The 20,475-nt window shown below is 64.5% G+C and carries 17 protein-coding genes and 4 pseudogenes; 6 read left to right on the top strand and 15 right to left on the bottom strand.

The window, feature by feature from the left end:
- Nucleotides 1–121: 121 nt before the first annotated feature.
- Nucleotides 122–205: pseudogene (locus HDG32_RS36835) on the top strand (oxidoreductase); the annotation flags it as partial.
- A gap of 159 nt (nucleotides 206–364) precedes the next feature.
- Here the strand turns inward: HDG32_RS36835 and HDG32_RS32615 are convergent.
- Nucleotides 365–1,072 carry a dienelactone hydrolase family protein gene (locus tag HDG32_RS32615; protein WP_090807471.1) on the bottom strand — a complete coding sequence of 236 codons (708 nt, stop codon included), beginning with the start codon at nucleotides 1,070–1,072 and terminating at the stop codon, nucleotides 365–367.
- Between the two features lie 324 nt (nucleotides 1,073–1,396).
- Entirely contained in the window at nucleotides 1,397–2,569 is a 1,173-nt protein-coding gene (locus tag HDG32_RS32610) for a porin (RefSeq protein WP_184073647.1), read from the bottom strand.
- Between the two features lie 370 nt (nucleotides 2,570–2,939).
- Between HDG32_RS32610 and HDG32_RS32605 the strand changes: the two genes are divergently transcribed.
- Complete coding sequence (locus tag HDG32_RS32605; RefSeq protein ID WP_184073675.1) at nucleotides 2,940–4,448, top strand: MFS transporter; 1,509 nt, start codon at nucleotides 2,940–2,942, stop codon at nucleotides 4,446–4,448.
- A gap of 136 nt (nucleotides 4,449–4,584) precedes the next feature.
- On the opposite strand, the gene gudD is transcribed toward HDG32_RS32605, so the two are convergent.
- Nucleotides 4,585–5,934, bottom strand: a complete 1,350-nt coding sequence (gudD, locus tag HDG32_RS32600) for a glucarate dehydratase (protein ID WP_184073645.1) — start codon at nucleotides 5,932–5,934, stop codon at nucleotides 4,585–4,587.
- A 130-nt stretch (nucleotides 5,935–6,064) separates the two neighbouring features.
- Entirely contained in the window at nucleotides 6,065–7,396 is a 1,332-nt protein-coding gene (locus HDG32_RS32595) for an MFS transporter (protein ID WP_184073643.1), read from the bottom strand.
- A 417-nt stretch (nucleotides 7,397–7,813) separates the two neighbouring features.
- On the opposite strand from HDG32_RS32595, the gene HDG32_RS32590 reads away from it, so the two are divergent.
- Nucleotides 7,814–8,524: a FadR/GntR family transcriptional regulator gene (locus HDG32_RS32590; RefSeq protein WP_184024710.1), complete on the top strand. Its 711-nt coding sequence runs from the start codon at nucleotides 7,814–7,816 to the stop codon at nucleotides 8,522–8,524.
- A gap of 55 nt (nucleotides 8,525–8,579) precedes the next feature.
- Here HDG32_RS32590 and HDG32_RS32585 read toward each other — a convergent pair whose 3' ends face one another.
- Nucleotides 8,580–8,885: a hypothetical protein gene (locus tag HDG32_RS32585; protein ID WP_184061648.1), complete on the bottom strand. Its 306-nt coding sequence runs from the start codon at nucleotides 8,883–8,885 to the stop codon at nucleotides 8,580–8,582.
- A gap of 1 nt (nucleotide 8,886) precedes the next feature.
- Nucleotides 8,887–9,426 (bottom strand): annotated as a pseudogene (locus tag HDG32_RS32580) (acyclic terpene utilization AtuA family protein); the annotation flags it as partial.
- Here HDG32_RS32580 and HDG32_RS32575 point away from each other — a divergent pair.
- Together HDG32_RS32575 and HDG32_RS32570 are read left to right on the top strand one after the other, a co-directional pair.
- Nucleotides 9,417–9,674 (top strand): annotated as a pseudogene (locus HDG32_RS32575) (LysR substrate-binding domain-containing protein); the annotation flags it as partial. The pseudogenes HDG32_RS32580 and HDG32_RS32575 sit on opposite strands and share 10 nt — an antisense overlap.
- Nucleotides 9,675–10,034: 360 nt before the next feature.
- Nucleotides 10,035–10,262 (top strand): hypothetical protein, encoded by a 228-nt coding sequence (locus HDG32_RS32570; RefSeq protein ID WP_013092475.1) that lies wholly within the window; start codon nucleotides 10,035–10,037, stop codon nucleotides 10,260–10,262.
- Between the two features lie 143 nt (nucleotides 10,263–10,405).
- Here the strand turns inward: HDG32_RS32570 and HDG32_RS32565 are convergent, their stop codons facing one another.
- On the bottom strand, nucleotides 10,406–12,634 hold the full coding sequence (locus HDG32_RS32565; RefSeq protein WP_184073641.1) for an NADP-dependent isocitrate dehydrogenase: 2,229 nt from the start codon (nucleotides 12,632–12,634) through the stop codon (nucleotides 10,406–10,408).
- A gap of 365 nt (nucleotides 12,635–12,999) precedes the next feature.
- On the opposite strand from HDG32_RS32565, the pseudogene HDG32_RS32560 reads away from it, so the two are divergent.
- Nucleotides 13,000–13,506, top strand: a pseudogene (locus HDG32_RS32560) (substrate-binding domain-containing protein); the annotation flags it as partial.
- Between the two features lie 46 nt (nucleotides 13,507–13,552).
- Here the strand turns inward: HDG32_RS32560 and HDG32_RS32555 are convergent.
- From HDG32_RS32555 to HDG32_RS32520, 8 genes are all read right to left on the bottom strand, one after another.
- The gene (locus tag HDG32_RS32555) at nucleotides 13,553–13,900 is read right to left on the bottom strand and encodes a type II toxin-antitoxin system ChpB family toxin (protein WP_184073639.1); all 348 of its coding nucleotides are present in this window, start codon (nucleotides 13,898–13,900) and stop codon (nucleotides 13,553–13,555) included.
- On the bottom strand, nucleotides 13,894–14,145 hold the full coding sequence (locus tag HDG32_RS32550; protein WP_184073637.1) for an AbrB/MazE/SpoVT family DNA-binding domain-containing protein: 252 nt from the start codon (nucleotides 14,143–14,145) through the stop codon (nucleotides 13,894–13,896). Before HDG32_RS32550 ends, HDG32_RS32555 begins: the two co-directional genes overlap by 7 nt.
- Before the next feature lie 190 nt (nucleotides 14,146–14,335).
- Nucleotides 14,336–15,220: an alpha/beta fold hydrolase gene (locus tag HDG32_RS32545; protein WP_184073635.1), complete on the bottom strand. Its 885-nt coding sequence runs from the start codon at nucleotides 15,218–15,220 to the stop codon at nucleotides 14,336–14,338.
- Nucleotides 15,221–15,301: 81 nt separating this feature from the next.
- Complete coding sequence (gene mhpT / locus HDG32_RS32540; RefSeq protein ID WP_184073633.1) at nucleotides 15,302–16,564, bottom strand: 3-(3-hydroxy-phenyl)propionate transporter MhpT; 1,263 nt, start codon at nucleotides 16,562–16,564, stop codon at nucleotides 15,302–15,304.
- A gap of 101 nt (nucleotides 16,565–16,665) precedes the next feature.
- Nucleotides 16,666–17,697 carry a 4-hydroxy-2-oxovalerate aldolase gene (dmpG, locus tag HDG32_RS32535; protein ID WP_184073631.1) on the bottom strand — a complete coding sequence of 344 codons (1,032 nt, stop codon included), beginning with the start codon at nucleotides 17,695–17,697 and terminating at the stop codon, nucleotides 16,666–16,668.
- Nucleotides 17,698–17,710: 13 nt separating this feature from the next.
- Nucleotides 17,711–18,661, bottom strand: a complete 951-nt coding sequence (locus tag HDG32_RS32530) for an acetaldehyde dehydrogenase (acetylating) (RefSeq protein ID WP_184073629.1) — start codon at nucleotides 18,659–18,661, stop codon at nucleotides 17,711–17,713.
- Nucleotides 18,662–18,696: 35 nt separating this feature from the next.
- Nucleotides 18,697–19,506 carry a 2-keto-4-pentenoate hydratase gene (locus tag HDG32_RS32525; RefSeq protein WP_184073627.1) on the bottom strand — a complete coding sequence of 270 codons (810 nt, stop codon included), beginning with the start codon at nucleotides 19,504–19,506 and terminating at the stop codon, nucleotides 18,697–18,699.
- 18 nt (nucleotides 19,507–19,524) lie between these two features.
- A complete protein-coding gene (locus HDG32_RS32520) occupies nucleotides 19,525–20,475 on the bottom strand; it encodes a 3-carboxyethylcatechol 2,3-dioxygenase (protein WP_184073625.1) in 951 nt (316 codons plus the stop codon).

Here is a 20,475-nt window from a genome sequence, read left to right as displayed (position 1 = left end):
TGCGGTGCGGTTGGCTGCCTGATCGGTCGTCAAGGTGTCCCCGCCGGTTTTGTCGTGTGCGCCTGCATGATAGCCGTGGTCGGCGAAAACGTCATGGGCCTGTTGCCAGCGCGTCGATGCCGGCGCGACGGCTTTCCTGGCTTCGGACGCCGCGCGCTGGATCACCGTCGAGACGCTGCATGTCGATGGCGCTTCGAAGCTGTGAGCTGCCGTTCGCGAGCAACGAAGCGCGCCGCGTAAACCCGGAAAGGGCTGCATAAGAAAACGCCCGCGCTGCAAAACAGCGCGGCCGTATCAAGAAAGCGCCACGACCGCAGGCACTCTCACGAAGCGGACGAACCGTCCGCTTCCGCCATTCACCAACTCATTTCCACAGCGTGCGGCCAAAGAACGTCAACGTACGATCCCACGCCTGTTGCGCCCAGACCGGGTCGTATTGCGTCCTCGCGATGCGGCCCGACCCGACCGCCGTTTCGTTCGCGAACGCGTGACGCGCCAGATAGCGATGAAACTCGACGTCGACTTTCGCGTCGGTGAGTTTCTTTTCGAGCGCGTCGACGGTGTCGGCGGCGAAGAACTCGTCCTGCAGACCCCAGTGGCCCATCACCGGAACCTTGATCTTCGACGCGTCGATATAGTCGAGCGGCGGGAAGCCATACCAGACGACCCCGGCCGCCACTTCAGGCACGTTGCACAGCGCGAGGAACGTCAGCGCGCCGCCCATGCAATAGCCGGTCAAGCCAACCTTCGCCGCGTGCTGCTGCAGATACTGGACCGCGCCGCGCACGTCCTGCGTTGCGGCATCGCCGAAATCGAGGCCGCTCATCAAGTGATGCGCCTCATCCTCTTCGACCGTCGACTTGCCGCGATACAGATCGGGCACCAGCGCGAAGTAGCCGGCTTTCGCGAGGCGATCGGCGACGCCGCGAATCTGGTCGTTCAAGCCCCACCATTCCTGGATCACGACGACCGCGGGCGCACCCGCGGTTTTTTCAGGCTTCGCGAGATAGCCCTGTAGCTGCTTGCCGTCGGGACGGTTGAACGTGATCATCGAACCTGCGTGTTGGGTCATCGGTCGCTCCTCGAGTAGACGAAACCGCTAGCATAGCGCCGCTACCCCGTTTTCTGTTCAATCGGAATCGTGCCAACGCGCGAGCGTGATCCCGCGGAATCTGCGCGTTATGTGAATCGAACGATATGAGGATCAGCATAAGCAAAAATTCGTTAATTGATTCGTCGACACGAGAGACGCCCTCAGCCGTTTCGTGTTGAAAGCTGGCGCAAAACGCGACGCAGAAATCAGGCCCGCGCGACATGTGATTTCGCGCACGCATTCAAGCGCTTTTATCCAATGGGTGAATGACTCGACTGAAAGCTTGACGTATTGCGATGCGCGCTAGAACCGCTCTATCACACCGAATTGGACGCCCGCGACCGGCGCGCCCGGATAGGCAACGGGCAGCCCGGTCACGTTGACGCCGCGCAGCGTGAAGCGCGAGTCGTCGTGATTCGCGAGATAGGCGGCGCTGAAATACAGCAGCAGCGTCGGCGACATGCTGTATTCGAATGCCGCGCTGAACTGGTCCGCGCTGCCGCCAGGCGTCGTGTAGTCGCGCACGTGCGCATAGCCGAGCGAGGCACGCGCATTGGTCGAAAAACTGTACTGCGCCGACAGCGAGCCGCCCGCGCCGTGATAGACCGGTGTGCCGCCATCGCCGTTGAAAAAGGACAGCCACACGCGCAGCTTGCCGAAGGCGTAGTTCGCGCCGCCGAGGTTCGCGCGCAGCGCGCCGGCACCGTGCGTCTGCTGGCGCGCGTACAGCAGATGCAGGTGGTCGAGCCGATACGACGCGGTCGCGTAATAACCGTCGATGCCGTTGCCGTCGGCCTCGGACGGATCGCGCATCGCCATCATCAGCGTCGCACTGAGGCCGGCAATGTGCGGCGACAGATACGCAACCGCGTTGTTCGCATACGGCGTGATCTTCGACAGATTGTTGAGCCCCGAGGCGATCGTGCCGGCGCCGAACGCGTCGAGATCGCCCTTGAACGGGATATAGATCGGCGAATACTGACGGCCGACGCGCAGTTCGCCCCAGCTGCCGCTCGCGCCGATCCATGCCTGACGATTGAAGATCGAGCCCGGCACCTGCAAGCTGCCGTCGGTCGAGCTGAAGCCGTTTTCGAGCGTGAACACGATCGCGTTGCCGCCCCCGAGCGGCTCCGCGCCATGCAGCCCGACCCGCGAGCCGCGATACGCGCCCGAGTCCATGCGCGCGACCCAGCCCGAACCGGGGTCGGTGATTTCGACGCTCGTATCGATCACGCCATACAGCGAGACGAAGCCGGTGTTGATCCCTGAGGCGGCGCCGGTGCCGGTATCGATGTCGGTGACGGCGGCTGCGCCGTGCGCATAGAGCAGAAGCGCGCCACCTCCCCAAGCCGCTCTCACGCCGACGCTGATCGTCAAGGCTTCGCGGACTGTGTTCAGCAGGCAAGCCATGGCGTGACGCAGGATGAGTTCCTCCTCGAACACATCGATCGGATATACCGCGAGCGAACTTACCACGTTCGGGCGAACCCGTGCGGGCCGTCCAGTACGCTCGCGCACATCCCAACGATGCAAGCGCGCGCCAGCGTCCGCGACTGGAGGACGGCGATGCAGGAGTCGCCGCGGCCCGTGTGCGACGTCGTGCCCGGGGCACCACCTTTTTTCCCGCGCCGTGTGGTTTTTCGCGCGACGAATGCATTTGACCAGGGGAAACCCGTATAATCCTCAAGACGTCAGACAACTTGCGTACAATCGCCGGCAGCCTGACCGCGATCCGCCGTGCAGCGTCCACCCCGAACCGCCTTCTGCCCGATCCGTGAATTCCACCGCCCCCGCCAGTTCCGCCGCCGCCGCCCCCGCCCTGCCGTTTCGCCACGCGCTTTACGCGATGCTCGGCATCGGCCTCGTCAACATGCTGGTCGCGCTCGACCAGACCGTCGTCAGCACCGCGCTGCCGTCGATCGTCGCCGAGCTGCACGGCTTCGAATATTTTGCGTGGATCGCAAGCGCGTACCTGCTCGCCTCGGTCGTCACGGTGCCGGTGTTCGGACGGCTCGGCGACTACTTCGGCCGCAAGCGCTTCGTGATCGCCGCGGTGATCACGTTCACGGTCGCGTCCGTGTTGTGCGGCCTCGCCAACAGCATGCTGTTTCTCGCGATCGCGCGCGGACTGCAAGGCGTTGGCGGCGGCATGATGGTCGGCACCGCGTTCGCGTCGATTCCCGACCTGTTCCCCGACCCGCGCACCCGCGTGCGCTGGCAGGTCGTGCTGGCCGCGGCCTACGGCATCGGTACGGCGGCCGGCCCGTCGCTCGGCGGCTGGATGAGCGAGCACCTCGGCTGGCGCTCGACGTTTCTCGTCAATCTGCCGGTGGGCGCGGCGGCGCTCTATTTCATCTGGATGCATCTGCCGAATTTCCGGCGGCCGCATGACGGCGAAGTAAAGATCGACTGGCTCGGCGCGGGGCTCGTCGCGGGCGTGCTCGGCGGCTTGCAGGCGTTTATCGAAGCGGTGCCGAAGCACGGCCTCACCGTGGGCAATCTCGTGCTCGGCGCGTGCGTGATCGCCGGCGCGATCGCACTCTTCACGTGCGAAAAGCGCGCCACGCATCCGATCGTTCCGCTCGATCTGTTCAAGGACGCGCAGCTCGTCACGCTATTCACGCTCGGCATGCTGTCCGGGTTCGTGATGTTCTCGCTGATCTTCTTCGCGCCTTTGCTGCTGCAAGGCGGCTTCGGTCTCTCGCCGCAGCAGGCCGGCCTGCTCGCGACGCCGATCGCCGCGTGCATCGCGCTCGGCAGTGTGCTGAACACGCGCATCGTGATTCACATGAAGAAGCCCACGCGCATTCTGACGATCGGTTTCGGGCTGCTGATGTTCGCGTCGATCGCGCTCGCGTTCGCCAATCCGGACACGCCGCGCTGGCGCATCGTGCTGCCGATGGGCGCGGTCGGCATCGGCCTCGGCTTCATCCTGAACAACCTGAACGTGTTCGGCCAGGAGATCGCCGGACGCGAGCGCTTCGGCATCACGACCGCGCTATTGCAATCGACGCGCATGGTCGGCGGCATGCTCGGCACCAGCATCGTCGCGACTGTCGTGCAGCATCACTATCGCAATGTCGTCACGCGCACGATGAGCGTGCTCGGAGAGCCGGCCGCATCGCAATGGCGGCCGCGTTTCGTCGATCTGCGCATCCTGATCGACGACGCGTCGCGCACGCAGCTGATTGCGGATATGAAGAAGTCGGGACTCGATACGCTCGCGCTGATCGATAGCGCACGCGACGCGCTCGTGCAGTCGATTCATATCGGTGTGTGGCTGACGGCGGTGGCATCGCTCGCGGCCGCGCTGCTGGTGCAGCGGATTTCGCATGTGGTGTTTCGCAAGAGCTGACAAGTGGCCCGATGATGGCCGCCGATATCCGCGGTGCGGCTAGCTCGCACCGTGCAATGCAAAAGGAAACAAAAAAGCCTGGTGAACCGCATCTTTCGTGCAGCCCGCCAGGCTTTTTGATTGAGTTAAATCGTCCTTAACGCACGAGACACGGCCGCTTGTTGTCGAACTTCCAGTTTGGAATCAGATATTGCATGGCAATGCCGTCGTCGCGCGCGCCGAGGCCGTGCTGCTGATACATCGCGTGCGCCTTCTCGAGCGCATCCATATCGAGTTCGATGCCGAGCCCCGGCTTCTGCGGCACCTTGACCTTCCCGCCGACGATCTGCAGCGGATCTTGCGTCAGGAACTGACCATCCTGCCAGATCCAGTGCGTATCGATCGCGGTGATCTTGCCCGGCGCCGCGGCCGCGACGTGCGTGAACATCGCGAGCGAAATGTCGAAGTGGTTGTTCGAATGCGAACCCCACGTGAGGCCCCAATCGTTGCACATCTGCGCGACGCGCACCGAGCCCTGCATGGTCCAGAAATGCGGATCGGCGAGCGGAATATCGACGGATTGCAGCTGGATGGCGTGACCCATCTGACGCCAGTCGGTCGCGATCATGTTGGTCGCCGTCGGCAGGCCGGTTGCGCGACGGAACTCGGCCATCACTTCGCGGCCCGAATAGCCGTTCTCCGCGCCGCATGGATCTTCCGCGTAGGCGAGAACATCGTGCTTGTCACGGCACAGGCGCACCGCTTCCGCGAGCGACCATGCGCCGTTCGGGTCGAGCGTCACGCGCGCTTCGGGGAAGCGCTCGGCGAGAGCCGTGACCGCTTCGATCTCGGCGTCCCCTGGCAGCACGCCGCCCTTCAGCTTGAAGTCGTTGAAGCCATAGCGCGCCTTCGCGGCCTCGGCAAGACGCACGACCGTCTCCGGCGTCAGCGCTTTCTCGGTGCGCACGCGCTCCCAGTCGTCACGCGCGCCGGCGTTGTTCGCGTACGGCAGATCGGTCTTGTTGCGATCGCCGATATAGAACAGGTAGCCGAGCATTTCCACCTCGTCGCGCTGCTGGCCTTCGCCGAGCAGTGCCGCGACCGGCACGCCGAGATGCTGCCCGAGCAGGTCGAGCAGCGCGGCTTCGAGCGCGGTCACCGCGTGAATCGTCGTGCGCAGGTCGAAGGTCTGCAGGCCACGCCCCCCAGCGTCGCGATCGGCGAACTGCGTGCGCACCTTGTTCAGGATCGCCTGCAGATTGCCGATCGACTGACCGACCACGAACGGCCGCGCGTCGTCGATCGTCTTGCGGATGTTCTCGCCGCCCGGCACTTCGCCCACGCCGGTATGGCCCGCGCTGTCGCGCAGAATCACGATGTTGCGCGTGAAGAACGGACCATGCGCGCCGCTCAGATTCATCAGCATGCTGTCGCGACCGGCGACGGGCACGACGCGCAGTTCGGTGACGACCGGCGTGGCGTTCGATTCGGTAGGTTTGGTGGACATGGGAAAAGCACCTGTGTGATGAAGTAGGCCGGCCGGCGGAAGCCGCCGCGCGCTGCGTGCGTGTTCGACCGGACCGGATGAGAACTCGAATACAGAAAAATCGACGGCCGCGTACGAGCCGTCAGTGTAGTCAATGCGCGTTGCCGTGCAACGAATCGGGCAACGGCTCGCGATTGCCGGGCTTGTTGCGCGTCAGGAAGCCGGCCGCCGCCGCGAGCAGCGATGCGACGCCGAGACCGTACAACCCGCCCGTGATCGAGCCCGTGTGTTGCTGCAGATAGCCGAAGGTGGCCGGCGCGAAGAAGCCGCCGAGGTTGCCGAGCGAGTTGATCAGCGCGAGCACGCCGGCGACGACGCGCGCATCGAGGTAGCCCTGCGGAATCGGCCAGAACAGCGACGACGCCGCCTTGAAGCCGATCGCCGAGAAGCAGATCGCGACGAACGAGAACACCGGGTTGCCCGACGTCGACGCGAACAGACCGACTGCCGCGATGACGAGCGCGACCGCGAGCCAGCCCTGCTGATGTCGCCACTTCGCCGATACGACCGCGAACCCGTACATCGCGACCATCGAGATCAGCCACGGAATCGCGTTGAACATGCCGACCTCGAAGTCGGAAAGGCCGCCCATCTTGCGGATGATGGTCGGCAGCCAGAAAGTGGCCGCGTAGATGGTCAGCTGGATCGCGAAGTACAGGAAGCAGAACAGCGCGATTTGCGGGTCCTTCAGCAGCTTCACCGTCGGCAGATGCGCGCCGCCTTGCGCTTCGCGCTCGCCCTGTTCGGCCGCGATCGATTGTTCGAGCACACGCTGTTCTTCGGCCGTGAGCCAATGCGCGTCACGGATGCGCGACTTCAACAGCAACCAGCTGACGACGCACAGCGCGATCGAGAATGCGCCTTCGATCAGGAACATCCACTGCCAGCCTTGCAGGCCGAGGCCGCGAATCGACAGCAGCGAGCCGGTGATGGGACCGGACAGCACCGACGCGAGCGCCGAGCCCGACAGAAAGATCGCCATCGCCTTGCCGCGTTCCTTTTGGGGCAGCCACTGCGTGAAGTAAAAGACGACGCCGGGAAAGAAGCCCGCCTCGGCGACGCCGAGCAGGAACCGCAGCACGTAAAACGACGTGTCGTTCCAGACGAACGCCATTGCGCCCGCCACCAGCCCCCACGTGCCCATGATGCGCGTGAGCCAGGCGCGCGCGCCGAACTTCTGCATCAGCACGTTCGACGGCACTTCGAACAGCGCGTAGCCGATGAAGAACAGCCCGCTGCCGAGCCCGTAGGCGGCCGCGCCGATGCCGAGATCGGCCTTCATGTGCGCGTTGACGAAGCCGATGTTCACGCGGTCGATATAGTTCGCGATGAACATGATCAGGAAAAGCGGCAACACGTTGCGCTTCACCTTCGCGACCGCCGATTCCAGCGGGTCGAGCGCGGTGGTCAGAACTGATGTCAAGTTGTGTCTCCCTGTCGGCCACGAGGCCTGGTGGAACGCAGCGCGGCGCACCCGGTGGGTGCAAGACCCTGCTCTACGCCTGATATGTTGTCTGACGACAGTCTACCGCGTTACTTTGGTCAAATCCAATGGGGTGTTTACCCTGTGGTTCCAGAGGGATCGCCTTGAAATAACGGCAGATTCAAAGGTTCATAACCCTGTTGACCAACCCGGAATCCGCCTCGAACTAAGACGTCCGATGTCTACGATTGGCAGACTGTCGTCAGCAACCCATGCGTTTGCGCAAATGTCCGTCTCATCCCCGCCCCCACCGCGCATCTGCACGCAAAAAATAGCCCGCGCCGATGCCGCCGAACGCGGCAGAATCGAGTACAGTCCTGTGCGATACTTTGCAGGATCAGTCAACCAGCCACAAAAATGAGCAGCCTAACTGAAAAGGTGGTGGCCACCCTTTCCGATGAGATTCGCCGCGGGGCGCTGAGGCCAGGCGACCGCATCCCCACCGAAGTCGCGATGATGAAGCAGCTGTCCGTGAGCCGCTCCGTGGTCCGCGAGGCGATTTCGCGTCTGCAGGCAGAGAGGATCGTCGAGACGCGCCATGGCATTGGCACGTTCGTGCTCGCGCCCGCCGCCGAAAAGCCGATGCAGCTTCCCGCCGCCGATCTCACCAGCATGCTCGACGTGATGGCGATCATCGAGTTCCGGATCGACGTCGAAGCGGCCGCGGCCGCGCTCGCGGCATCGCGGCGCACCGAGCAGAACCTGAAGCAGATCCGCACTGCGCTCGATCGATTCGAGTCGGAGCTCGAGCGTGGCAGCACCGACACGCTCGCACACGACATCGAGTTCCATTTGCAGATCGCGCGCGCGAGCGGTAACCGCTATTTCTTCGACGTGCTGAGCCAGCTCGGCCGCTCGGTCAGCCCGCGCACCCGGCTCGGTTCGGCCGAGATCGCGGAGCTAGACCATATCGAGGTGTTGCGCAGCGTGCTCGGCGAGCATCTGATGATCTATCGCGCGATCGAGCGTCAGGATGCCGACGACGCGCGCGCCGCGATGCGCATGCATCTGAGCAACAGCCGCGAGCGACTGCGCCGCGCGCATGACCTGACGAAGGCTGGCGTGTGATCACATGCGGGGCTGAGCGGCCGCCCCGCAACACGACGCGCCGCCGGCAATGCCCTCACTGCCCCACGTCGAGATCCATTAACGCCGAGCTCAGCGATTTGCCATGCGCGTCGAGCGCGAGCGAACGCGTAACGCCGCCGCCGAGCGCGTCGCCGAGCACGAAGTTGAATGCGGCAAGGCCCGGCAACTCGTGGCGCACCACCTCGCCGCGCACCACATCGCGCAGATGCGTCTTGACGCGCTCGGGCGTCAGCACATCGCGCAACCGCTCGTAATGCAGCGCGTCGTAACAGATCACCGAGATATTGAGCGTATTGCCCTTGTCGCCGGTGCGCGAGTGGGCCAGTTCTCGTAGTTTCATCTCAAGCCTCCATCAGCGAGAAAGCCGGCGTCGCATACTCGCGCGGCAGCAGCACCGACTGCACCGCGACCACCTCGCGCGCCGCCTTCGTCACGCCGCCGCCGCCCGCCGGTCCGTTCGTGTACAGCGTCTCGACCTCGTTGCCGATGCGCAGCGCCTGCGCGAGCGACGCCGTGCGTCCCGCCACCCGGGCGCGCACTTCGTACGGCTCGCCATGACCGGCCGCCACCGCGTCACCATGCAGTGCGTTCACGCCGATCAGATCGAAGCGCAACTCGCGCGTCTGCACGGCGGTCAGCGCGAGACGCTCGCGCACGATATCGAGCGCGAGCCGCGCCCGCGCAAGCGCGCCGGGTCCGCCGTACGAAATCTGCCCCTCGCCGATATAGCCGTCGAAATACGCAACCGACACTTTCAACGTCGCGGTGCGCTCCGTGCCGCCACCGCCGGTGACGCGCACACGGTCCACGGCTTCCTGCTCGACGCGCACCTGCGAGAAATCGGCGACCACGTCGGGCTGCAGATAACGACGCGCAATGTGAGCCGCGCATCGCCTGCGAACCGACCTACATGATGAGCGCGGTCGCGATGGCGCGCGCCGGGCTCGGCATCACGATCCTGCCGGCGTCGGCGCGCGAGGTGCGCGCGGAGCCCGAGCTAGTCGCGCGACCGATCGACGAAGCCGCGTTCACGCGGCGCATCGCGCTGATCAAAAAGCGCGGCCGAACCTTGCCGCCGGTGACCGAGACCTTCGTCGCGATGCTGATCGAACGGCTCGGCGCGTCATAGGGCCGCACAGCGTCGTTTTGCGCGTCGCGCGCAGCCCTAATTTTCACGATACGAAACGATGCCGCGCGTCGTAAAAAATCATGTTGCGGGGCACAAAGCGGCCATTTCACGATGCCCGGCGGCGTTGCACATCGCAAAAAGTATCGCGCAAGCCTTTGTTTTTACACGAATATTTTTAATATAAAGACCGGCTCGACGCCCAATTGCCCGCCGATTCGCTGACGTAGACTCTTTCACAAGAGCACGCGCTTCACGCAGTCGGATTCGAGGGGCCCCACGACACGGCCACCCAAATCCCGCAGATTGCGCAGAAGCCGTCACGAATCGCGGCTTTTTTTATTGGCAACTGGGAGACTAAAAATGAAAGGCTTTCGCTTTGGTTCGACGCAGGGAGCGTTCTACATTCTGCCGGGTCAGGACGGCTGGGAAGCCACCTACGGCAACGAAACGCTCGGAGAATTCTCGAGCCCGCAACAGGCCGCCGACGACCTCGCGCGCGGTCTGAGCTGCGAGCATCTGTCGGAGCTCGACACGTCGACGCTCGAGATTCCGGAGAAGCTCGCCGATTGGGAAATCGTTCACGTATAAGGACGGGCATGACCGACGGCGACGTAGCAGTGACAGTAGAAACGACAATGGCGCCCGAAGGCGCCATTGTCGTATTTGCGGTCCTGCTTGCGGCTTTGTCCGCGGTGTGCTGCGTGCTTACCGCATCAGTCGCCCGCGCGAGCTCAAGCCACCGAATCGACGATTGCGTTCAGCGTCGCGCTCGGGCGCATCGCCTGGCTAGTCAGCTCGACGTTCGGACGGTAGTAGCCGCCGATATCCACCGGCTTGCCCTGCGCCGCGCCGAGTTCCGCGACGATCTTCGCCTCGTTGTCGGCCATCGCCTTCGCGACGCTCGCGAACTGCGCCTGCAGCGCGGCATCGTCGGTTTGCGCGGCCAGTGCTTCGGCCCAGTACATCGCGAGGTAGAAGTGGCTGCCGCGATTGTCGATACCGCCGACCTTGCGCGCCGGCGACTTGTCGTTGTCGAGGAACTTGCCGGTCGCCTGATCGAGCGTCTTCGCAAGAATCTGCGCCTTCGGGTTGTGATACGCGGTGCCCAGATGCTCGAGCGATGCCGCCAGCGCGAGGAATTCACCGAGCGAATCCCAGCGCAGGAAGCCTTCCTCGACCAGCTGCTGCACGTGCTTCGGCGCCGAACCGCCCGCGCCGGTTTCGAACATCCCGCCACCGGCCATCAGCGGAACGATCGACAGCATCTTCGCGCTGGTGCCCAGTTCCATGATCGGGAACAGGTCGGTCAGGTAGTCGCGCAGCACGTTGCCGGTGACCGAGATCGTGTCCTTGCCGGCGCGGATGCGCTCGACCGAGAACTTCGTCGCTTCGACCGGCGTCATCACGCGGATGTCGAGACCGTTCGTGTCGTGATCCTTCAGGTACTGCTCGACCTTCCTGATGATCTGCGCATCGTGCGCGCGCGCCGCGTCGAGCCAGAACACGGCCGGCGTGTTGGAAGCGCGGGCGCGGTTCACCGCGAGTTTGACCCAGTCGCGGACCGGCGCGTCCTTGGTCTGGCACATACGGAAGATGTCGCCCTGTTCCACCGGCTGCTCGAGCAGCACCGCGCCGGCTTCGTCGGTGACGCGGACCACGCCGTTCGCCGGGATCTGGAACGTCTTGTCGTGTGAACCGTATTCTTCGGCGGCTTGTGCCATCAGCCCGACGTTCGGCACCGTGCCCATCGTGACCGGGTCGAACGCACCGTGCTTCTTGCAGTCTTCGATCACCGCCTGGTACACACCGGCGTAGCAACGGTCCGGAATCACCGCCTTCGCGTCGTGCAGCGCGCCATCGGCGCCCCACATCTTGCCCGACTCGCGGATCATCGCCGGCATCGATGCGTCGACGATCACGTCGCTCGGCACGTGCAGGCTCGTGATGCCCTTGTCCGAGTTGACCATCGCGAGCGGCGGACGCTGTTCGTACTGCGCCTCGATGTCGGCTTCGATCGCCGCGGCCGTTTCAGCCGGCAGATCCTTCAGACGCGCGTACAGGTCGCCGATACCGTTGTTCGGGTTGAAGCCGACCTTGGCCAGTGCTTGCGCATGCTTCGCGAGCACGTCCTTGTAGAACACCGACACCACGTGACCGAAGATGATCGGGTCCGAGACCTTCATCATCGTGGCCTTCAGGTGCACCGAGAACAGCACGCCGTTCGCCTTCGCCTCGGCGATCTGCGCTTCGATGAAGCTGCGCAGCGCGTTCTTGCTCAGCACCGACGCGTCGATGATTTCGCCTGCCTGCACCGGCGTCTTCGCCTTCAGGACCGTGATCGTGCCGTCGGCGGCGGTCAGTTCGATCTTCACGCTACCGGCCTGCGCGACCAGCGCCGACTTCTCGCTGCCGTAGAAATCGCCATCGCTCATGTGCGAGACGTGCGACTTCGAGTCCGCGCTCCATGCGCCCATCTTGTGCGGATGCTTGCGCGCGTAGTTCTTCACCGACAACGGCGCGCGGCGGTCCGAATTGCCTTCGCGCAGCACCGGGTTCACCGCGCTGCCCTTGATCTTGTCGTAGCGGGCCTTGACGTCCTTCTCGGCGTCGGTCGTCGCGACGTCCGGGTACGACGGCAGCTTATAGCCCTGGTCGCGCAGCTCGGCGATCGCTGCCTTCAACTGCGGCACCGACGCGCTGATGTTCGGCAGCTTGATGATGTTCGCTTCCGGGCGCATGGTGAGTCCACCGAGCTCCGCCAGATCGTCGGAAGCCTTCTGCTCCGCGCTCAGGTAGTCCGGAAATGCGGCAATGATCCGGCCGGCGAGCGAGATGTCACGCGTTTCGACGAGCACGTCGGACGAGCGCGTGAACGCCTTGACGATCGGCAGCAGCGAGTACGTCGCCAGTGCGGGCGCTTCGTCGGTCAGGGTGTAGATGATCTTCGGCGGTGTGGACATGATTAATGCTTTGCTAGGAAGTGATAGACAGAGCGTTGGCAGTCGAAGCCAGCGCAAATCGTGGCGCGACGGCGACGGCGACGGCGTCAGTTCGGCACGACGCAACCCCGCGACCTTCGTTTTGCGATACGACCGAGAGTATATGCGCGTTTTCCACTAAATGTGACCAGACAAACAGGTCGCGAGACCCTACCCAAAGGGGTCGAGCCATGACTGGCAAGGGTTTGCGGCCGATCACCCCGGTCTTAAGACAGATATCTTATAGATGACTTGCGGAATATTATTTTTGGATGAATGCGAATTGGTCGCATTGACGAGCCGCAAATGCCGCCACCGAGCCGTGACTGCTGCCCTCCACTTGCCGACGATTGGGCGCCTCGAAGATACGCTTGCGCCGCCGGCTCCTCACGCCCGCGCTTCGCGCGTCACGACGTCCTGCGCCGGCGTCGTCGACGGACGGCGAGCGCGCCTGCTCGGGCCTGATGCTCGGCCCGAAACGACCGGACGCCGTGATCTGCTACAACGATCTGATCGCGCTCGGCTTCATCAAGGAAGCGCGCGAGCTGGGCTTCTCGTTGCCGCGCGATGTTTCCATCGCTGGATTCGACAACGTGCCGTATGGCGAGTACGCGTCGCCGGCGCTGACCTCGGTAGACTTTCAGAGCGAGAAGATGGGTGAGCTCGCGATGATGAATCTGATCGACGAACTGCACGGTAAGGGCGAAGAGAGCGCGGGTTATTCGATGCTTGATCCGCATCTGGTGGTGCGGGAGTCGACGGTTAGGCGGGAGTTGGGAGAGGCAGCGGACGACGCCGCGGGTAGTGATGGGCGGTTGCCGAAGAGTGTGACTCGGATGCCGGCGGCGGAGTGATGGGGTCGCTCGCCGCGGATCGGTTTAGTTCGTATCGTCTTTCCCGTCATTCCAGAATCGTTTGAAGGCGGGCGAGCGCGTCCTCGACTACCTCGGCCGGAGCGCGCTCGACTTTGCGTGCGCCGCGGGCCTCGAGGTCCAGAGTGCGCACCATATTCACCAGAGCCACCCCCTGAATCTCTGTTCCCGAACCCGAGAGCGGTACCGCGAACCCAGCGTATCGAGCGAACTCCCCCTGCGTGATCGGCGCAACGAGCGCGACCCCAAGAGCATTGAATGCGGCAGGCGACAAAACCAGCGCGGGACGGAAATCGCCTTGCTGCTCCTTGCCAAGCGTCGGATTCAGGCTCACGCGCACGATATCGCCGCGCTCAAACTTGATGCGCCTTACCATGCTTCGCGCCCCGCCGGCTTGACTTCACTCCAGACGTCGAGATCGGCTGGCGGTGGCGCCTTCGGATCGCACTGCGCGACGAGTTCATCCAGTGAATACTTGCGACGCGCAGGCGTAAGCAACACCCCCTCGGGGCGCACGTCCGCGTTCAGCGAACTGCCCACCGACGCATGAATTTGCTCCAACAACACGGCCGGCAACCGTACTGCAGCGCTGTTGCCCCACTTCTGAATCTTGAGTTCCATATCCCAGCTCCAAATGTATATCCATTGTAGATACTCACAGCGAAAACAGCAAGTCGTCCGTATCTACATTGACGCTACATCCGGATCTTGAAATCGCCTATTAGTCGGCGAAGAAAAGAACCCAAACCTAAACGAGGCAACCAGCCCGCCGCCGCAACGACGCACCAGTCGCCCACAACGACAACCCTGCTTAATGCCCGCGTCCCAGGAACTCCCCCACCATCCGGTTGAACTTGTCCGCATGCTCCCACTGCGCCCAATGCCCGCAGCGGCCGAACACATGCAGATCGGCGTTCGGCATCCCGGCAACGAGCCGCAGGCCGATGTCCATCGGCACGAAACGATCGTCGCGACCCCAGATCACGAGCGTCGGCGCGGTTACTTCGCCAAGGCGCGGCCCGTAGTCGTTGAACTGCTTCGGATTCGCGGCGAGGCTCGCGACGAAGTTCTCGAGGTGATCGCGGCGCGCCAGCATGTTCGCGAGGCGCGCTTGCATCAGGTCTTCGGTCAACGCCTTCGTGTCGAACACGAAGACGCTCATCATGCGCTGCAGGTTCTCGATGGTCGGGTTGCGGTACAGCCCTTGCAGCAGCTTGATGCCTTCGGTCGGCATCGGCACGAACTGGCTCGGGCCGCCGGTGCCGCCGCCCATCAGCACGAGCTTGCCGACGCGTTGCGGCTCGGCGAGCGCGAACGCGACCGCGCTATGCCCACCCATCGAGTTGCCGATGATATGCGCGCGTTCGATATCGAGCGCATCGAGCAGCGCCTTCAGGCAGCGCGCGTTCAGTTCCGAGCGCGAGCCCTTGCAGACGATCGGGTCGCTCCTGCCCCAACCGAGGCAGTCCATCAGGATCACGCGATAGCCCGCCGCGACGAGCGGCTCGACGTTCCGATTGAAGTTGGCCCAGCCGGTCGCGCCCGGTCCCGAGCCGTGCAGCATCACGACCGTTTTCGCACCCTGCCCCACGTCGTTGTAGTGGAGCTGCATCTCGCGGCCGTCTTCGGTGATGCGGACGAATCGGCTGGTCGCTTCCTCGGTGATCGCCGCTGCTTGCGTGTTGGTGTTGCTCATGTCGAATTCCTTTGTTTCACGGATTAAGTGACCGCGAGTCGCCGTTGACGGCGGACCCGCGCGGTATTTCGGGCTGCAAAGCTATTGCGCGGCCACCGGGGTATATCGAAGTGTCGAGCGATTCACGACGAGCCACGCGCCAATCGCGGCGACCGCGATCAGCGGAATGCTCGCGCCGAGCAGCACGCTCGCACCCTGACCGATCGCGAGCAGTTGCCCCGCGATCAACGGTCCGAGGATCGAGCCGAGACGGCCCACCGCCACGGCCGCGCCGACGCCGGTGCCACGCACTTCGGTCGGGTACAGGCTGCTTGCCAGCGCATACAACACCGACTGGCCGCCGACCAGGAACAGCCCCGCGAGCAGACCGCCCCACGCCATCGACGTGCCGCCATTCGCGCTCAGCAACGCGCCAAGCGCAACGACGATGCCGACATACATGCCCGCGACCGTGCGGCGCCGCCCCATCCGGTCCATCATGCCGGCGATCACGATCGCGCCGATGCCGCCGCCGATGTTGAACATCATCTGTACGACACCGGACTGCACGCGCGTCAGACCGCGCGTCAAGACGAGCGACGGCAGCCAGTTGATCAGGAAATACAGCACGATCAGCGTGCCGAGATAGCTGATCCACAACGCGATCGTCGTGCCCGCGCGCCCTTCCTGCCACAGCGCGTGCGTCACGCTAGCCGACGCATCGCGTCGCGCGCCTTTGGTTGCACGCGCCGCGACGAACTGCGCCGACTCGCGCAGGAACAGCGCAAGCAGCGGCAGCACCAGCAACGGCCCGAAGCCGCCGACGTAGAAGATATGCCGCCAGCCCGCGTCGCCCGGGCTGATGATGCCGACCACCGCCGCGAGCGCCGCGCCGAACGGCATGCCGCAATACATGGCGCCGACCGCGGTGTTGCGCTGTTGGGGCGGCGCCGCTTCCGAGCACAGCGCGATCAGATTCGGCATCGCTGCGCCAAGACCGAGGCCGGTCAGAAAGCGCGCGGCGAGCAGGCTGTTCAGGTCCCACACCTGCGCGGTCGCGAGCGAGAAGATGCCGAATAGCGCAACCGACCACATCAGCACGCGCTTGCGCCCGAGCCGGTCGGCGAGACGTCCGCCGATCGCGGCTCCTGGCAGCAGCCCGAACGCGCCGATGCTGAACGCCCAGCCCATCTGCGCGACCGCGAGATGAAATTCGCGCGCCATGCGCGGTGCCGCGAGGCCGGTCGATTGCAGGTCCACGCCTTCGAGCAGCGCGACGATCAGGCAGAGCCCGATCGTCAGCGCGCCGCCGGCAAGAGGTTTCGTCGACTGTGTTGTTTGCGTTGCTTGCGTTGACTGCCGCATAAAAGTCTCCAATGTTGAGTCAGCGTCGCTCTTGCGGCGACCTTGCTGGATGAAATGAACGCTGCGCGCGCGGCATGCGGCGCCGTCGCGCAGCGTCCGGGTCATGAAGCCACTGCGTCGGTTGCGTGCGCGCGCTTCAGATCCAGTGCGACGTCGACGATCATGTCTTCCTGGCCGCCGACCATGCGGCGTTTGCCCAGCTCGACGAGAATGTCCATGGTCTTCAGGCCGTATTTCTTCGCGGCCACTTCCGAGTGGCGCAGGAAGCTCGAATACACCCCCGCATAGCCGAGCGCGAGCGTTTCGCGATCGACGCGCACCGGACGGTCCTGCAGCGGACGCACGATGTCGTCGGCGGCGTCCATCAGCGTGTAGAGGTCGGTGCCGTGATTCCAGCCCATGCGCTCGGCCGCCGCGATGAACACTTCGAGCGGCGCATTGCCCGCGCCGGCGCCCATGCCCGCGAGCGATGCATCGATACGGTCGCAGCCTTCTTCGACCGCGACCATCGAGTTGGCCACGCCCAGCGACAGGTTGTGGTGCGCGTGCATGCCCGTCTGCGTTTCGGGGTTCAGCACGGCCTTCACCGCGCGGAAGCGGTCGCGCACGTCGTTCATCGTCAGCGCGCCGCCCGAGTCGACCACATAGATGCAGGTCGCGCCGTAGCTCTCCATCTTCTTCGCTTCGATGGCGAGGTTCTCCGGCGTAGTCATGTGGCTCATCATCAGGAAGCCGACGGTGTCCATGCCGAGTTCGCGCGCGTATTCGATGTGTTGCTTCGAGATGTCCGCTTCCGTGCAATGCGTGGCGACGCGCACCACGCGAGCGCCCGCGTTGTAGGCGGCCTTCAGGTCGTGGATCGTGCCGATGCCAGGCAGCAGCAGGGTCGCGATCTGAGCGTGCTCGACCACGTCAGCCACCGCTTCGATCCATTCGAGGTCGCTGTGCGCGCCGAAGCCGTAGTTGAAGCTCGAACCCTGCAGGCCATCGCCGTGGGCAACTTCGATGCTGTCCACCTTTGCGCGGTCCAATGCGCGTGCGATGTCCTGCACGTTCTGGATCGAGTACTGGTGACGAGTGGCGTGGCTGCCGTCGCGCAGCGTCACGTCGGAGATATACAGTTTCTTGTCCATGCGGGAAGTCTCCTTAAGCCTCTGATGCCTGCACGAGCGCCTGCGCCATGCGCTCCGCGGTCGCGAGCGCGGCCGAAGTCATGATGTCGAGATTGCCCGCATACGCAGGCAGATAGTGCGCGGCGCCTTCCACCTCGATGAAGACCGAGGTCTTCAGACCGCTGAACTTGCCGAGGCCCGGAATGTTCAGCGGCGCGCTCGCGCTGATTTCGTCGAACTGCACCTTCTGCTTCAGGCGATAGCCCGGCACGTACGCCTGCACCGCGGCGGCCATCTGCTCGATCGACTGCTCGACCTTGTCGAGGTCGGCCAGCTCCGACAGCGTATAGACCGTGTCGCGCATCATCACCGGCGGCTCGGCCGGGTTGAGCACGATGATCGCCTTGCCCTTCGCGGCGCCGCCGACCACTTCGATCGCCTTCGACGTGGTCTCGGTGAATTCATCGATGTTCGCGCGCGTGCCTGGGCCCACTGACTTGCTGCTGATCGACGCGACGATCTCCGCGTAATGCACCTTCGCGACGCGCGACACGGCCGCGACCATCGGAATGGTCGCCTGTCCGCCGCACGTGACCATGTTCACGTTCGGCGCGTCGAGATGCGTGTCGAGATTTACCACCGGCACACAGTACGGGCCGATCGCCGCCGGCGTCAGATCGATCACGCGAACCGAGGGCTTCAGCTTTCGCAACAGCGCATCGTTCTTGACGTGTGCGCCGGCCGAGGTCGCGTCGAACACGAAGTCGATGTCGTTGAACACGGGCAGACGAGTCAGACCTTCGACACCATCATGCGTGGTCGCGACGCCAAGCCGCGCGGCGCGCGCGAGGCCGTCGGAGTTCGGATCGATGCCGACCATCGCCGCGACTTCGAGATGCTTGCCGTGACGCAGGATCTTGATCATCAGATCGGTGCCGATGTTGCCGGAGCCGATGATCGCGGCCTTCAGTTTTTCGCTTGCCATATGAGTTCCCAATCGAGTGCTTGCGAGTGCATGCTTTATGCGGAAAAAGTCGCGCGGACGCTGCCGAGACCTTCGATCTGCGCGCAGTAGGTGCCCGGCTCCTTGACGGCGACCATCGGCCCCAAAGCGCCTGTCATCAGCACGTCGCCGGCACGCAGCGGCGTGCCGAGCCGGACCATGCGATCCGCGAGCCAGGCGGCGGCATTCAGCGGATTGCCGAGACACGCGGCGCCATTGCCGCGCGACAGGACTTCCGCATCCTTCGATAGCGTCATTGCGCAGGCCGCGAGATCGATATCGCGCAGCAGGACCGGGCGGCTGCCGAGCACGAAGCGCGCGCTCGACGCGTTGTCCGCGACGGTATCGACGAAGCGGATGTTCCAGCCTTCGATGCGGCTGTCCACCACTTCGATCGCCGCGACCGCATACGCGGTTGCGCGCATCAGATCGGCGTACGTGTGGCGCTCGTGCAGCAGATCGTGTTCGAGCACGAGCGCGATCTCCGCTTCGACCTTCGGCTGGATCAGCTCGTCCAGCGGAATCGGCTGGCCGTCGCCATACGCCATCGATGCGAACAGCGCGCCGAAGTCAGGCTGGTCGACACCGAGTTGACGCTGCACCGCCGGCGACGTGAGTCCGATCTTGCGGCCGACGACGCGCTCGCCCGCCGCGATGCGCGCGGCCGCGTTGGCCTGCTGCACCGCGTACGCGAGCTCCTCGGCGTCGGCCGGGTTCGACAGGTCGACGAAACGCGGGTCGTCGCGCAACGGCGCGATGGTCGCGCGCGTACGTTCCGATTCGCGCAGGCGCAGGGCGAGCGCGTCTATATTGCTTTGAGTGGTCATGGCGGGTTCCTGATTCGGTTAGACGTGGGCCGTCACGGGTCGCGCGTGCATCGCGCCAAAGCCCGCGATCCATTCGGGGATCGGACGGTAGTAATCGAGCGACGCGCGATACGGGCCGCTCGCGTTCAGTGCGCCGAACGCGGCGATCCACGTGCGGATTTCGTGCGCGGACTTGCCCGCCTCGCGCGTGATCGCGCGGTTGGTCAAACCGTCGAGCGCGGTGAGTTCGCCGTCTTCGAGCAGCTTCAGGAACGCGCGATCCCATTCCGGATTGAGCGGATGCAGACGGCTGTCGCCCGCGGCGAACGCGCGCGCCGCCGCGATCGTGCGCGCCTCACGCGCCGCACGCGATTCGGCCGACGGATTGCGGCCCGCGATCAGACGCTCGGCGACTTCCTCGCTCGCGCCCGCGAGTTCCGGCACCGGCGGCTCGTGCGAGATGCCGCCCGAGCCGATCACGAGCACGCGTTGCTTCGAGCGTGCGAGCGCTCGACCCAACGCATCGCCGAGCAGACGCGCTCGGCGGCATGAAGCCATCGGCGCGGCCACCGAATTGATGAATACCGGCACGACCGGATATCGATCGAGGCTGCCCGTCAGAATCTCCAGCGCTTGCGCGCAACCGTGATCGACCTGCATGCGGTACGAGACGGCGACGTCGACGTCGCTCGCGAGCACCGCTTCGGCAAGGTCGAGCGCGGTATCGGCGGGCACCTCCAGCGGACCGGCGAGGCTCTTGAAGTCGCCGATCGCGCTCGCCGATGCGCCGATGCAAAACGGCGGCATCACGTCATAGAAGAAACCGTTGTAATGATCGGGCGCGAACACGACGACCAGTTCGGGATCGAACTCGACGACGCGCGCACGCGCTGCCGCATGCACACGCGCGACTTCCGCGACGACTTCGGGCGCGGGATCGTAATAGCCGTGCAACGGCGTGTGCGAAAGGCATTCGAGCAGCATCGGCAT

Origin of the sequence: Paraburkholderia sp. CI2 (assembly GCF_014201055.1) — a bacterium.
GTDB lineage: Bacteria > Pseudomonadota > Gammaproteobacteria > Burkholderiales > Burkholderiaceae > Paraburkholderia > Paraburkholderia tuberum.
This window is presented reverse-complemented; position numbering and strand designations above follow the sequence as displayed.